The following is a 14,093-nucleotide window of genomic DNA, read 5'->3' as shown; positions in this document are numbered from 1 at the left end:
GGCCGGAACCCATCAGCGGCCGAGGCGCTCCTGGCGCTCCATCCGCTCCTCGCGACGATTCTCACGGGCACGCCGGGCCGGGTCCGGATCGGTGCCGAGCACGCCGCCGACCGTGCCGGTGGCCGCGCCCACCGCGCCGCCGACGACACCGCCCACCGGGCCGGCCGCGGCCGAGCCGTCCTCGACGCCGCGCTGCGCACCGCGGGCCGTGCCCTGGGCCTGCGCGGCACCCGCGAAGGCGATGGGCGCGAGGGCGAGGGTCGCGATTAGAAGCTTCTTCATGGGTCTACTCCCGTGAGTCGATCTGGGTCTGCTCCGCCCCCTGTTCCGGGGCGAAGGGCGTGCCCATCAACGGTTCAGGGGCCGAAAGGTCTCATCCCGGCTCGCATCTGCGTGATCGGCGCTTCCGCTGGCCTCGGGCCGGAGCGGCTGATAGAGAACGCGTCATGCACGCTTCGCGCGCCCTGCGCGGCCCCGGCCGCCCGATCCGAATTACCGGCCCGGCCTCCGCCTGAGGGCCCGCTTCGGCGCGGCCGCGCGGAGGTCCGGGATCCTCCTGCCGCCTGACCCGAATCCGCCGGCCTGCCGCCGGCCCGACCGCCGATGCGAGACCCGATGACCGCCCCCGAGACCGCGCCCGCCCGCGACTATTCCAAGACCCTGTTCCTGCCGCAGACCGAGTTCCCGATGCGCGCCGGCCTGCCGGTGCGCGAGCCGCTGTTCATCGAGCGCTGGAAGCAGATGGACCTCTACGGGACGCTGCGCGCCCGTGGGCAGAACCGGCCGAAATTCGTGCTCCACGACGGCCCGCCCTACGCCAACGGCAACATCCACATCGGCACGGCGCTCAACAAGATCCTCAAGGACGTGGTGGTGCGTTCGCAGACCGCCCTCGGCTTCGACGCCAACTACGTCCCGGGCTGGGACTGCCACGGCCTGCCGATCGAGTGGAAGATCGAGGAGCAGTACCGCGCCAAGGGCCGCAACAAGGACGACGTGCCGGTGATCGAGTTCCGGCAGGAATGCCGGACCTTCGCGGCCCAGTGGCTCGACGTGCAGCGGGAAGAGTTCAAGCGCCTCGGCGTCACCGGCGACTGGGACCATCCCTACGCGACCATGGCGTTCCCGGCCGAGGCCGTGATCGCCGACGAACTGATGAAGTTCTCGATGAGCGGCCAGCTCTACCGCGGCTCAAAGCCGGTGATGTGGTCGGTGGTCGAGAAGACCGCTTTGGCCGAGGCGGAGGTCGAGTACGAGGAGCATGTCAGCGACACGGTGTTCGTGGCCTTCCCGATCCGGTCGGGTGCCGAGGGGGATCTCGCCCAGGCCCGGGTGGTGATCTGGACGACCACGCCCTGGACGATCCCCGGCAACCGCGCCGTCGCGTTCTCCAAGAAGATCGCCTACGGCCTATACCGGGTCACGGAGGCGCCGGCCGACAACTGGGCGACCCCCGGCCAGACCTACATGCTCGCCGACAGCCTGGCCGCGACCGTGTTCAAGGCCGCCCGGGTCGAGGCGTTCGAGCGCGTGGCCGACGTGAGCCCGGCGCAGCTCTCCGGCCTCACCCTGGACCATCCCCTCGCGAAGCTCGGTTACGGCTTCGCCGTGCCGATGCTCGACGGCGACCACGTCACGGACGAATCCGGCACGGGCTTCGTCCACACGGCGCCGAGCCACGGTCGCGAGGATTTCGAGCTCTGGATGGCCAACGGCCGGCTGCTGCGCGAGCGGGGCATCGACGCGACCATCCCCTACACGGTCGATGCCGACAGCGTGCTCACCGAGGCCGCCCCGGGCTTCACCGGCACCCGCGTGCTCACCGCCAAGGGCGAGAAGGGCGACGCCAACAAGGCGGTCATCGCCGCGCTGACGGAGGCCGGGGCGCTGATCGCCCGCGGGGTGCTGCGCCACCAGTACCCGCATTCCTGGCGGTCCAAGAAGCCGGTGATCTTCCGCAACACGCCGCAATGGTTCATCGCCATGGACCGGCCGGTGGATTCGCTCGGCAACCGGACGCTGCGCGAGGTCGCGCTCCAGGGCATCGACGACACCCAGTGGGTGCCGACTCAAGGAAAGAACCGCATCACCGGGATGGTCGCCAACCGGCCGGACTGGGTGGTCTCGCGCCAGCGCGCCTGGGGCGTGCCGATCACCGTCTTCGTCCACCGCGAGACCGCCGAGATCCTCAAGGATGAGCGGGTCAACGCCCGCATCCGCGACGCCTTCGCGGCCGAGGGCGCCGATGCGTGGTTCCGGGACGATGCCGCCACGCGCTTCCTGACGCCCGACCACGATCCGGAGGCCTACGAGAAGGTCACCGACGTCCTCGACGTCTGGTTCGATTCCGGCTCGACCCACGCCTTCGTGCTAGACGATCCGGAGGCCTTCCCGGGGCTCGCCGGCGTCACGCGCGTCCGCGACGGCGGGCAGGACCGGGTGATGTACCTGGAGGGCTCCGACCAGCACCGCGGCTGGTTCCAGTCCTCGCTGCTCGAATCCGCCGGGACCCGCGGCCGGGCGCCCTACGACATCGTCCTGACCCACGGCTTCGTGCTTGACGGCAAGGGCCTGAAGATGTCGAAGTCGAAGGGCAACGTCGTCGCGCCGCAGAGTATCATCAAGGATTCGGGTGCCGATATCCTGCGCCTGTGGGTCGCGGCTTCCGACTACACCGACGACCTGCGCATCGGCCCGGAGATCATCAAGACGTTTGCCGAGACCTACCGGAAGCTGCGCAACTCCCTGCGCTGGATGCTGGGCTCCCTCGCCCACCGGGTCGCGGGCGACGACGTGGCGTACAAGGATATGCCGGAGCTGGAGCGGCTGATCCTGCACCGGCTGGCCGAGCTCGACGGCGAGATCCGCGAGGCCTACGCGACCTTCGACACCAAGCGGGTGGTGGCGCTGCTCAACGGCTTCATGACCGGCGACCTGTCGTCGTTCTACTTCGACGTGCGCAAGGACGCCCTGTACTGCGATCCGATCTCGTCGGTGCGTCGCCGGGCGGCGCTGCAGGTGATCGACGAGGCTTTCCGCCGGGTGACGGTCTGGCTCGCCCCGGTGCTCGCCTTCACCGCCGAGGAGGCGTGGCTCGACCGCTACCCGTCCGAGGACGGCTCTGTGCATCTCCAGACCCTGCCGGAGACTCCGTCCGCATGGCTCGACCCTGCCCTCGCGGAGCGCTGGCAAAAGATCCGGCGGGTCCGGCGGGTCGTCACCGGTGCCCTGGAGATCGAGCGCGCGGCCAAGCGCATCGGCGCGAGCCTGGAGGCGGCGCCGCAGGTCTACGTGGCGGATCCGGACCTGCTCGCGGCGCTCGAGGGCTGCGACTTCGCCGATACCTGCATCACCTCGGACATCACCGTGGTGGCGGGCGAGGGTCCGGCCGAGGCCTTCCGTCTCGACGAGGTGCGCGGCGTGGCGGTGGTGCCGAGCCCGGCCGAGGGCCGCAAATGCGCCCGCTCCTGGCGGGTCAGCCCGCGCGTGGGCAGCGATCCGGACTATCCGGAGGTGACGCCCCGCGACGCCCAGGCCCTGCGCGAGTGGGATGCGGCGCATCCGGAGGCGAGCGCGGCGTGAGCGTGTTCCACGCCGGCGGCGGCGCCGCTGTTCCCCCTGCCCGCCCGCGGGGAGAGGGGGCAATCGCCCTGGACCGCGCGCGCCGCCGATGACGCCCTTCCGCGCCGGCCTCCTGGCCCTCGTCCTCACCCTGATCCTCGATCAGGCCACCAAGCTCGGGCTCTACTTCGGCACCGACCTCGTGCTGACGCAGCCCTGGCGGTTGGCGCCCTTCGCCGACTTCGTGGTGGTCTGGAACCGGGGCGTCTCCTACGGGCTGTTCCAGCAGGAGAGCGGCCTCGGCCGCTGGCTCCTCGTGGCCCTGTCGGTGGCCGCCGCGATCGGCCTCGGCATCTGGATGCGCCGGGCCGCCTCGCGGCTCCTCGCCGTCGCCCTCGGGCTGATCGTCGGAGGTGCGCTCGGCAACGCCATCGACCGGGCGGCCTACGGGGCGGTGCTCGACTTCGTCCACCTGCATGCCGGCGGCTGGTCCTGGTACGTCTTCAACGTCGCCGACGCGGCGATCGTGGCGGGCGTGATCGGCCTGATTCTCGACAGCCTGTCACCGGACAGCCGCAGGGAAAGAGCGTCTCCGCCGCAGGGCGACCCGGCGCCGCGCCTGTGATCCCTGCAACACACAGGTACGGCTGCATCCCCCTCCTGGCGCAACGCAGTCAAGGCGCCATACGATCGCCGGAAACCGGCCTCAGGCCGAGACCCGTCGGATCAGGCCGCGCCGCGGTCATCCCAGAGCCGGACGCCCCGTCCGGAACCCGTGAGGCAGCATGACCGGGCATCGCAGGCTTCGTCCCCTCCTCTCCGCCGCGGTGGCCCTGGCTCCGCTCTGCGCCGTCGGGCCCGTGCACGCGCAGGAGCGCGGCGAGTTCATGCGCGACGCGCTGTCGGGCATCGGCCTTCTGGAGAAGCGCCAGGACCCGATCGACTATCACGAGCGCCCGCCGCTGGTGATGCCGCCCAAGCTCGACGGCAAGGCCCTGCCCCAGCCGCGCGCCCGCTCCACCAGCACCGCGTGGCCGAAGGATCCCGAAATCGTCGAGCGCGAGCGGGCGGCCGCCGAGCGCCGCCGTCCCGTGGGCAATCAGGTCCGGGGTCGCTACGACGACAACAACGCCACGCTCTCGGTGGACGAGATCCGGGGCGGCCGCCGCGCCGGCGCGAGCGTGACCACCGAGGCCGAGCGCAAGCCCGGCGACAACAACCGCGACGACAGCCTGCTCAGCCCCTTCGACCTGCTCAAGGGCAAGAGCGCCAACGCCGAGCCCTCGGACGTCGAGCCGAGCCGCGATGTGCTGACCGATCCGCCGACCGGATATCGGCAATCGCCCAAGAAGCTGGCGCGCCCGCCATCGAACGACCCGATCAACAACGCCAGCCGCGAGAAGGAAGAGTCCGATCCCGGGGCCTACCTCCGTCAGCGGGCGCAGCAGTAACCGGTACGCCGTGTCGCTGTTGCAACGGCGCCACGGCATGGCAACATGAGATGATCGTCCCGGTGCGGTTCTTGCCCGCCGGCGACCAGGACGGCCTCGATTCGCGCGTGCGTCCCGACATGAGACGCCGGGTCCGGGGCCGGCAGAAGGAAAGCGGAATGCACCTGTTCAGGAAGGCGACGCCCCCCCTCTTCCCGCTGCGTCCGGGCTCGCCCATCGGCGCCAGCGCCGGCCGGGGCGATGCCGCGCCGTTCGGGCGGTCCGAGGCGGGTGGCCCGGAAGTCACGGCCTTCACCCTCGACAACGGCCTCGACGTGGTGGTCGTGCCCGACCACCGGGCTCCCGTCGCCACCCATATGATCTGGTACCGCAACGGTTCGGCCGATGATCCGCTCGGTCAGTCGGGCATCGCCCACTTCCTTGAGCACCTGATGTTCAAGGGCACCGAGACGCACCCGGTGGGCGCCTTCTCGAAGGCGGTGTCGGGCCTCGGCGGCCAGGAGAACGCCTTCACCAGCTACGACTACACCGCGTATTTCCAGCGGGTCGCCCGCGACCATCTCGGCACCATGATGGCGTTCGAGGCTGATCGCATGAGCGGTCTCGTCCTCGACGACGCCGTGGTGGCGCCGGAACGCGACGTGGTGCTGGAGGAGCGCCGCATGCGGGTCGAGACCGACCCGTCGGCCCAGCTCTCCGAGGCGATGGCGGCCTCGCTGTTCGTGCACCATCCCTACGGGATCCCGATCATCGGCTGGATGCACGAGATCGAGGGCCTGAACCGCGAGCACGCGCTGGCCTATTACAAGCGCTTCTACACGCCGGAGAACGCCATCCTGGTGGTCGCCGGCGACGTCACGCCGGACGAGGTCCGGCGGCTTGCCGAGACCACCTATGGTCGCGTCACCCCCCAGGGCGCCCGGCCCGAGCGCCTCCGGGCGCGGGAGCCGGAGCCGAAGGCCCTGCGCCGCGTCGCCGTCGCCGACCCGAAGGTCGAGCAGCCGACGCTGCAGCGGCTCTACCTGACCCCCTCCTGCATCACCGCCCGCGACGGCGGCTGCCACGACCTGGAGTTGCTCGCCGAGGTTCTGGGTGGCGGTTCCACCTCCTACCTCTACCGGAAGCTGGTCATGGAGACCGGCCTCGCGGTGAATGCCGGCGCCTGGTACATGGGCTCGGCGATCGACGACACGCGCTTCTCCGTCTACGCGGTTCCCGCCGAGGGCGTGCCGCTGGAGAAGCTGGAAGAAGCCGTCGACAAGGTGCTGCGCCGCGCCCCCGCGGAGGCCCTGGATGCCGAGGCGATCGAGCGCGCCAAGACCCGCCTCGTCGCCGAGACCGTCTACTCGTCCGACAGCCAGTCGTCGCTCGCCCGCATCTACGGCTCGGCGCTGGCGATCGGCGAGACCATCGAGGAGGTCCGCCGCTGGCCGACCGACATCGAGGCGGTGACGCAGGATCGCCTCAAGAGCGCCGCCGAGCACTGGCTGACGCCGGCCCGCTCGGTCACCGGCTACCTGACGAAGGCGCAGGATTCCGACGCCCCGGTTGCGATGGCCGCCGAGTAGCCCCGGCCGCGTCCCGGCGGGCCTGTTCCGGGCCCGCTTCGGGACGTGCCGAACGGGAGCTTTGGCCTGCTCCGCCGTCGCCCGAGAGAGAAGACACGAGGTTTCCATGAGCTTGACCGAGACTCTGGTCGAGACCGCCGCCCCCGCCGCCAGCTCGCCGACCACGGCGCTGCCGGTGACGACCGCGGCCGGCATCGAGGCGTGGCACGTCGAATCCCCCGTCGTGCCGATGATCGCCCTGGCCTTCACCTTCGAGGGTGGCGCCGCCCAGGACCCGGCCGGCAAGTCCGGCTGTGCCCAGATGCTGGCGCGGCTCCTCGACGAGGGCGCGGGCGACCTCACCTCCGATCTGTTCCAGGAGCGGCTCGCCGCCCGGGCCATCGAGCTGTCGTTCCATGCCGGGCCGGACGCGGTCGGCGGCTCGCTGAAAATGCTGGTCAAACATGCCGACGAGGCGATCGGGCTCCTGGCCCTGGCGCTGGCCAAGCCCCGTCTCGACCCCGACGCGATCGAGCGGGTTCGCGGCCAGATCATCGCCGGCCTGCGCTACCAGCAGAACGATCCGGGGGTGCTGGCCTCCCGCCGCTTCTTCAAGGAGGCGTTCGCCGGCCACCCCTATGCCCGCCCCTCCTCCGGAACCGTGGAGAGCGTCACGGCGATCACCCGGGACGACCTCCTGGCCATGCATGCCCGGATCATCGGGCGCGGCCGGGTGAAGGTCGCGGCGGTCGGCGCCATCGGCGCCGAGCAGCTCGCCGAGGGCTTGAACCGGGCTTTCGGCGCCCTGCCCGAGGCAGGCGCGCTCAAGGCGGTGCCGCGCACGGAGGTGCACGATCTCGGCCAGCGCGTTGTCGTCGATCTCGACGTCCCGCAATCGGTGATCCGGTTCGGCATGGCCGGCGTGCCCTGGCGCGACCCGGACTTCATCCCGGCCTACGTGCTGAACCACATCCTGGGCGGCGGCGCCTTCACGTCCCGCCTGTTCCAGGAGGTGCGCGAGAAGCGCGGGCTCGCCTACTCGGTGGGGACCTCGCTCGTCAGCCACCGCTCGGCCGCGATGACCTGGGGCTACACCGCCACCAAGAACGAGCGCGTCGGCGAGGCCCTGTCGGTGATCGGCGACGAGATCGGGCGGCTGATCGCCGACGGGCCGGACGACGACGAGTTGCAGAAGGCCAAGGACTATCTGACCGGCTCCTACGCGCTCGGCTTCGACACCTCGACCAAGATTGCCCACCAGCTGGTGCAGATCGCCTTCGAGGAACTGGGCATGGACTACATCGCCCGGCGCAACGCCATGGTCTCGGCCGTGACCCAGGCGGATATCCGCCGCGCCGCCGCCCGCACCTTCGCGGACGGCAAGATGCTGGTGGTCGCAGCCGGTCGTCCGGTCGGGCTCTGAGGGGCAGGACTCGGAACGCGGGTCCACCGCGTCCGGGTGTCGATCGCCCGGTCACAAGCCGCCGTCATTCCGGGGCGCCGCAGGCGAGCCCGGAATCGAGAGTTGCCGACGGCGCCCTGTTGGGTGGGCATTCGGTGCGGTTCTGGATTGCGGGCCCTGCTGCGCCGTCCCGCAATGACGGGTTCGTCAACGAGAGACGCGGCTTTCCCGGGTTGACCCGCCTTCGTGGCTCTCTTCGGAGGCGCGCGACGCCAGGATCGTCGGCGTTGCACTGTCCTGGGCCACTGCGCTGCGCTTGTGATGAGGCGACGGTGAGCTCCGAAGTCTTCGCAACCCTGACGCGGGTCCCCACCTGAGGCCCAACGGCGCCAACCCCCGGACCGACATGCAGCTCACCGGCATCCACCACCTCACCGCGGTGACCGCCCGCGCGGCGGAGAACGTCGCCTTCTACACCGGCACGCTCGGCCTGCGCCTCGTGAAGAAGACGGTGAACCAGGACGACGTCTCGGCCTACCACCTGTTCTACGCGGACGGGCTGGCGAGCCCGGGCACCGACATCACCTTCTTCGACTGGCCGGCACCCCGGGAGCGGCGCGGCTCGAACAGCATCACCCGCACGCATCTGCGCGTGCCCGGCGCGGGCGCGGTGGCGTGGTGGCACGCGCGCCTGCGCGAGGCTGGGATCGTCGAGGCCGAGCCCGCCCTGCGCGATGGACGCCTCACCCTGGATTTCGAGGATCCGGAGGGCCAGCGCCTCGCCCTCGTCGATGACGGGGGCAGCGGCCCGGAGCATCCCTGGGACGGATCCCCGGTCCCGGCCGCCTACCAGATCCGCGGCCTCGGCCCGATCCGGCTCTCGGTGCCGGACCCGGCCCGCACCGCGGCGGTGCTGACCCAGGTCCTCGGCATGCGCCGCGATCGCGCCTTCGAGACGAGCGACGGCCCGGTGGAGGTCTACGCCATGGGCCCCGGCGGCCCAGCCGCGGAGGTTCAACTCCTGGCCGACCGCTCCGCGCCGGCCGGTCAGGGGGCGGGCGCGGTCCACCACGTGGCCTTCCGCATCCCGGATGCGGATTACGGCGCCTGGGCCGACCGGCTGAGGGCCGCCCGGGTGCCGACGAGCGGCCCGGTGGACCGCTACTACTTCCGCAGCCTCTACTTCCGCGAGCCCAACGGCATCCTGTTCGAGATCGCCACCGACGGGCCCGGCTTCACCGCCGACGAACCTCTGGAAACCTTGGGCGCGCGCCTCGCCCTGCCGCCCTTCCTGGAGCCCCGCCGCGCCGAGATCGAGGCCGGGCTGAAGCCGCTCCGGCCCGGCGAACCCGGCTGAACGCACCGCACGAGACCGCGGCTCGACAGCAACCCTCCCATGTCGGCAGCGATGCTGCAGACCTCCCGCGAAGGCGCTAAATATTCGAACGATTCCAGACCGTTCACTTCTTTCGTCAGTGTGATCCCGGCACGCCTTGACGGGTGTGCTGCAACTGCGAAAGAAGCAGCGCGCGTGTGTTTATCATCCGGATCCGGGCGAGTGCCCTCGCCGAGGATCCACCCCCGCCCGAGGGGGCAGCGGGGATCCGCCGAACCATGGGTCCCGAATCGCCGGGGCCGTGAGCCGAGCATCAGAGGATTCGAGGACTGATCCGTCGATGAGCAAGTTCTACGAGGAGCGCGTTCTGTCGGTCCATCACTGGACCGACAATCTGTTCTCGTTCCGCACGACCCGCGACCCAGCGTTCCGGTTCCGCAACGGTGAATTCACCATGATCGGCCTCGAGGTCGAGGGCCGGCCGCTGCTGCGCGCCTACTCGGTGGTCTCGGCCAATTACGAGGAGGAGCTGGAGTTCTTCTCGATCAAGGTTCAGGACGGCCCGCTGACCTCGAAGCTCCAGCACCTCAAGGTCGGCGATCCGATCATCGTCGGCAAGAAGCCCACCGGCACCCTGGTCCTCGACAACCTGCTGCCGGGCAAGCACCTCTACCTGCTGGGCACCGGCACGGGCCTCGCGCCGTTCCTGTCGATCATCAAGGATCCGGAGACCTACGACCGGTTCGAGAAGGTTGTGCTGGTCCATGGCTGCCGTCAGGTGCAGGAGCTGGCCTACGGCGAGACCATCACCGAGACGCTGCCCAAGCACGAATTCCTGGGCGAGATGATCTCGAGCCAGCTGATCTACTACCCGACCGTCACACGCGAGCCGTTCCGCAACCGCGGCCGGATCACCGACCTGATGGTCTCGGGCAAGCTGTTCGAGGATATCGGCCTGCCGCCGATGTCGATCGAGAACGACCGCTTCATGCTCTGCGGCAGCCCCGACATGATCCGCGACACCCGTGAGCTCCTGACCTCCCGCGGCTACGAGGAGGGCAATCACGGCGAGGCCGCCCACTACGTGATCGAGAAAGCCTTCGTCGAGAAGTAGTTTTCGGGACTTGGTGTGAGCCCGGTGCGGTCTGCCGCGCCGGGCTTTGTCGCGTCGTTTTCTGTCTGTGAATCAACAGCCTGAGACGTGACGCCGCCGTCCTTGCGAGCGGCGCGAAGCAATCCAGGCGGCGCTCAGGCTTCGGATGGCCTGTCACCTTGGGTCACTGCGCTTTGCGCGTAATGATGGCGAAAACGAAGGTCCTCACTGCGGTGCCGGCATCCCGTCCGCGAAGGGACCGCCGCCGGCGCTGAACAGCTTGCGCAGGAAGCCCGGAGCGATGGCCGAGAGCGGGTTCACGCTCACGTCCGGAGAGGCGAGCTTGCCGGAGACGCGGAAATTCACCGCGAACAGGCCCTCATTGTGGCCGCCGCCGAGGAGGGGCCCGAGCAGCGGCAGCTGTGACGCCACGTTGTTCAACCCATAGAGCGGCACGAATGTGCCATCCATGAGGGTGCGCTCCTGCCCTGTATCGAGCCAGCCCGACAGGGTGAAGCCCATGGCGGCGTTCGAGATTGCCGCATCGCTGAAGGCGACCCGCGTCCCGGTGCGAACGAAATTGGCGCGCATCCGATCGAAGCTGACATCCCCGGCCCCGCGGCCCGGGGCGACCCGGCGGCCGCGGGCCGAGTCCGTGTCGGCCGGCTCCGGCCCCTGCGCCATGATGCTCGACAGCGCCGGTTCGTTGCGCAGGATGAAGTCGCGGATCTGCACCACGCCGGATTGCGGACCGTCGTTGAGGCCGATCCCGGCATTGAGCCGCCCGCCATGCATGCGCCGGTACACGTCGACGAAGCGCAGGGTCGCGCCGGCATCGGCGGAGTCCACGGCGAGCGTCGGCGTACCGCGGTCGCCCCGCGTGACGGAAGCCGCGAAGGGCGCCGATCGGAAGCGTCCGGTGATGTTGGCGCCGCGCAGGGTCTTGCCGTGCAGCGACAGGCGCAGGTTGGCGTTGGTGAGCGCCTCGTCGTTGAAGCCGGTGACGATCGGCACCTGGATATCGGCCTCGACGTCCTTCGGGTTGGTCTCCTTGGCTTCCTTGCCGCCCTTGGCGTCCGGCGCACCGAGGGACTTCAGGAACGGCCGTGCGTCGACCACGGCGCCCCGGACCACGACCTTGTAGCCGTTGCCGGTCCGGTCGAGGCTCACCCGCAGATCGTCACCCGGCGAGAGCTTGACGTTCGTCAGATCCGCCCGCTCCAGGCCGCCTTCCGGCGTGATCGACACGCTGCCCCGCGCCGTCGCCGGCCCGGCGTCGAAGGCGAAGTCGCGCAGGTCCAGGGTCTGGCCGCTGTCCACGAGCGTGAAGCTCAGCCGGCCCGGCTTGCCGGCGGATTTCGTCAGTCCCGGCATAAGCCCGTCGATCCCGGCCTTGGCGAGATCCGCCTCGACCCGGATCGGCGGCTTGGCCGTTCCCGGCCGCCCGATCGGCACGACGGCGCGGACCGGGATCGTGCCGGTGAGCTGCGGGGCGGTCGGCAGGCCCTTCCGGCCGCGCACCGCGTCGTCGAGGGAGATGTTGACCACCGCCTCGCCCGTCTGCCCGACCTTGGGCTGGCGCAGGTCGACCGAGACGGGCGCGCCCGCGACCCGGCCGTCGCCCTTCAGCGCGAAGGCGCCGCGGTCGTACGACAGGGAGAATTTGCCCGCCTCCAGCCGGTCCTTGCCCATCACCTTGTCGACCGAGAGGTCGCCCAGCGTGCCGGTCAGCGTCACCGGCAGGTCCGGCAGGTCGGGGATGTGCTTGAGGTCGAGGGGGAAATCGACGCGCAGGTCGGCGCTGCCCTTGATCGTGGCGGGGTCGAGGTCGACGCTCATCACGCTCTTGAACAGCTTCGCCTGGAGCACGGACGCCATCCCGTCGGCGCCCCCGGAGAGCCGCATGCCGATCTGCGCCACCACCCGATCCGGGGTGATCTGCGGGATCACGAAGCTGCCGTCCGTGATCGCGAGCCCGCGTCCGTCCGGCCCGTGCACCTCGGCGGTCACGTTCCGCACGGTGGTCGAGCGTCCCGTGATGACGCCGACGACGTTGCCCTTGGTCACCGGCGGCGAATCGGCGGTGACGTCGATCGCCGCATTCGAGACGTGGAAATCGATATGGACCGCGTCGTCGGGGGCCGGATCGCCCCGGGTCGCGGCGGCCAGCACGGTGCCCGACATCTTCACCCGGATATCGACGGAATCGACCCGACCGCGCCGCAGCTGGTCCACCAGATAGGTCCGGGCCGGCGGCGCGATGTGCTCCGGCCAGAGGCGCAGACCGGTCCGGACTTCGCCGTCATGGCCGACGATGTGGAGCGTGAGGCCGCCATCGTCGGCGGTGGTCCCGATGGTCCCGGTGATCGTCCCCGTCACGCCCGGCGCGGACAGGTTCAGCGCGTCGATGGCGATTCCGCCGTCCCGCCCCGAGAGCTGCGCGTCCATCGCGTCGATCTTCACCGGCGCGTCCTGCGGCGTCGCTCCGCGCAAGGTGGCGTCGCGACTCGACAGGGTCGCGGTCCAGGCCGGGTTGGCGCCGGGCGGGCTGCCCTTCCAGGTACCCATCAGGTGCACGGCATTGCCGGCCCCGTGATAGTCCAGTCCGGTGAGCGACATGACCCGGCCGGCCTCGTCCCAATCCACCGCGGCGTCGAGGCTCTCGACGGTGACCGGGTTGAAGTCCTTCTCCTCGATCAGGAACGTGCCGTCGCCGGTGTGGAGCTTGGCGCTCATTGTCTTGATGCGGCCGGCCGCCAGGCTGACATCGGCGCGGGCCGAGACCTTCAGGTCCGTGGTCAGCGGCAGGCCGGATTGGCCCGAGAGCAGCAGGAGGTCGGTGACCGGCAGGTCGTCGAGGGTGATGACGCCCGAGCGCTCCTGACTCGCGCCGCCGTCGCGCAAGGAGCCGCCGAAGCGCCACTCCCCGTGCGGCCCGTCGAGCCGTAACTCGAAGTTGCGTGTCCCGTTGACGGGATCGCGTCCGAACAGGCCGTTGACCCGCGCGAAGACTGCGCGCTCGTGACCGTCCTCGTCGATCAGCCGCAGACGCGCATCCGTGACGCGGGCGCGGTCGAGGGCGCCGACAACGCCGCTCGAGTCGAGGACGACGCCGAAGATCGACGCGATGGCGGCCGAGAGCGGCGAGACGCTGCCGCGCACCCCGTCCACGCTCGGCGGCGTGACCGGCTCAATGTCGACGGGATGGTTGGCCTCCGAGGCCGCGAACGCGATGGAGCCGTCCCGGTGCACCAGCGCGGTGGTCTGCGTCTCCCGGAACTCGATCGAGCGCGGCTGCAGGTTGAGCCGCAGGAGACTCCAGAGGTCGAGGCTGACCAGCGCCAGCGGCGCCCGTACCACCAGGGCGCCCTGCGGATTGCGGATGTCGAGGCCGGAGAAACGCAGGCTGAGGGCGTTCTCGCGGTCGAGTTCGAGGCTGCTGCCGCGGATCCCGATGCTCCAGCCGGGTCCGATCCGCTCGGCGACCGCGGCGGCGACGCGGCGCGACAGGCCGTCGATCTGCAGCGGCCCGTTCGACAGGCGGACGGCCACGAGGCCGATCCCGGCACCGAGGAGCAGCACCAGGGCGAGGGCGCTGACGAGGCAGAAGCCCCCGACGCGTCGTGCCCTCCCCCGAGGTCTGCATGCCGACGTTGTCTCGTCCGCCATCGGGACCCTTGTTCCGGGGGCTCTGCACGCGAAG

9 protein-coding genes are annotated in these 14,093 nt (G+C 70.5%); 7 read left to right on the top strand and 2 right to left on the bottom strand.

The window, feature by feature from the left end; all coding sequences use genetic code 11:
* Positions 1–12: 12 nt before the first annotated feature.
* Positions 13–282 (bottom strand): hypothetical protein, encoded by a 270-nt coding sequence (locus AC3WSN_RS05845; RefSeq protein ID WP_091776110.1) that lies wholly within the window; start codon positions 280–282, stop codon positions 13–15.
* Between the two features lie 333 nt (positions 283–615).
* Here AC3WSN_RS05845 and ileS point away from each other — a divergent pair, with 333 nt between their 5' ends.
* The 7 genes from ileS (at position 616) to AC3WSN_RS05810 (ending at position 10,411) form a co-directional block, all read left to right on the top strand.
* Positions 616–3,582 carry an isoleucine--tRNA ligase gene (ileS, locus tag AC3WSN_RS05840; protein WP_492536714.1) on the top strand — a complete coding sequence of 989 codons (2,967 nt, stop codon included), beginning with the start codon at positions 616–618 and terminating at the stop codon, positions 3,580–3,582.
* Between the two features lie 88 nt (positions 3,583–3,670).
* Positions 3,671–4,186, top strand: coding sequence for a signal peptidase II (gene lspA, locus AC3WSN_RS05835; RefSeq protein ID WP_492536713.1), 516 nt, complete (start codon positions 3,671–3,673; stop codon positions 4,184–4,186).
* A gap of 160 nt (positions 4,187–4,346) precedes the next feature.
* On the top strand, positions 4,347–5,012 hold the full coding sequence (locus AC3WSN_RS05830; RefSeq protein WP_192710060.1) for a hypothetical protein: 666 nt from the start codon (positions 4,347–4,349) through the stop codon (positions 5,010–5,012).
* Positions 5,013–5,170: 158 nt separating this feature from the next.
* The gene (locus AC3WSN_RS05825) at positions 5,171–6,580 is read left to right on the top strand and encodes a M16 family metallopeptidase (RefSeq protein WP_192710059.1); all 1,410 of its coding nucleotides are present in this window, start codon (positions 5,171–5,173) and stop codon (positions 6,578–6,580) included.
* A gap of 106 nt (positions 6,581–6,686) precedes the next feature.
* Positions 6,687–7,982, top strand: a complete 1,296-nt coding sequence (locus tag AC3WSN_RS05820; protein WP_192710058.1) for a M16 family metallopeptidase — start codon at positions 6,687–6,689, stop codon at positions 7,980–7,982.
* Positions 7,983–8,367: 385 nt separating this feature from the next.
* On the top strand, positions 8,368–9,318 hold the full coding sequence (locus AC3WSN_RS05815) for a ring-cleaving dioxygenase (RefSeq protein WP_492536712.1): 951 nt from the start codon (positions 8,368–8,370) through the stop codon (positions 9,316–9,318).
* Between the two features lie 319 nt (positions 9,319–9,637).
* On the top strand, positions 9,638–10,411 hold the full coding sequence (locus tag AC3WSN_RS05810) for a ferredoxin--NADP reductase (RefSeq protein WP_192710056.1): 774 nt from the start codon (positions 9,638–9,640) through the stop codon (positions 10,409–10,411).
* A gap of 204 nt (positions 10,412–10,615) precedes the next feature.
* Here AC3WSN_RS05810 and AC3WSN_RS05805 read toward each other — a convergent pair whose 3' ends face one another.
* The gene (locus tag AC3WSN_RS05805) at positions 10,616–14,059 is read right to left on the bottom strand and encodes a YhdP family protein (RefSeq protein ID WP_492536711.1); all 3,444 of its coding nucleotides are present in this window, start codon (positions 14,057–14,059) and stop codon (positions 10,616–10,618) included.
* Between the last annotated feature and the right edge of the window lie 34 nt (positions 14,060–14,093).

Source organism: Methylobacterium sp. FW102-HT35C08, assembly GCF_058790235.1.
Note: the sequence above shows the minus strand (reverse complement) of the source record. Positions and strands in the feature narration are given on the sequence as shown.